Here is an 823-nt window from a genome sequence, read left to right on the forward strand (position 1 = left end):
GGAGTTGGGTAACCGGGCAGTGTTGACTCAGCCCGCGCCGGTTCCGGCGTTGTTCGCCGAGCGGGTGACCTGTCAACCGGGGGCGGTGGCGGTCAGCTGTGAGGGGCGGTCGCTGACTTATCGTGAACTTGACGAAGCGTCGAATCGGTTGGCGCACTTGCTGGCCGATCGGGGTGTGGGCCGCGGTGAGTGTGTGGCGTTGTTGTTGGAGCGCTCCACTGAGGCGATTGTGTCGATGTTGGCGGTGCTTAAGGCCGGGGCGGCGTATTTGGCGATCGATCCGGCGGTGCCCGATGCGCGGCTGGAGTTCATGGTGGCCGATGCCGCGCCGGTCGCGGTGCTTACCACCGCTGCTTTTGGGTCGCGGCTGGATGGTCATGGCGTCACGGTCATTGACGTCAACGACGCGGCGGTGCACGGTCAGCCTGACACGGCGTTGCCGGATCCGGCTCCCGAGGACATCGCGTATCTGATTTACACGTCGGGCACTACGGGTGTGCCCAAGGGGGTGGCGGTCACGCACCGCAATTTGGGTCACCTGGCGCAGTCGACCCCAAAGCAGTTGCCGCAGGCGCAGGTGTGGACCCAATGCCATTCGTATGCGTTTGACTTTTCGGTGTGGGAGATTTGGGCGGCTTTGCTGGGTGGGGGCCGGTTGGTGATTGTGCCCGAGTCGGTGGTCACCTCACCCGGTGAGTTCCATGCGCTGTTAGTCAGCGAGCGGGTCAATGTGTTGACCCAAACCCCGTCGGCGGTCAATGCGCTCTCGCCGCAGGGGTTGGAGTCGGTGGCGGTGTTGTTGGGCGGGGAGACCTGTCCGGCG

The 823-nt window shown here is 64.8% G+C and carries 1 protein-coding gene; it reads left to right on the forward strand.

What is annotated here, in order from left to right:
* On the forward strand, positions 1-823 hold an 823-nt coding region (locus AC5Y49_RS24770; protein ID WP_499892016.1), incomplete at both ends, for an AMP-binding protein.

It is taken from the genome of Mycobacterium sp. NGS62 (assembly GCF_059812285.1).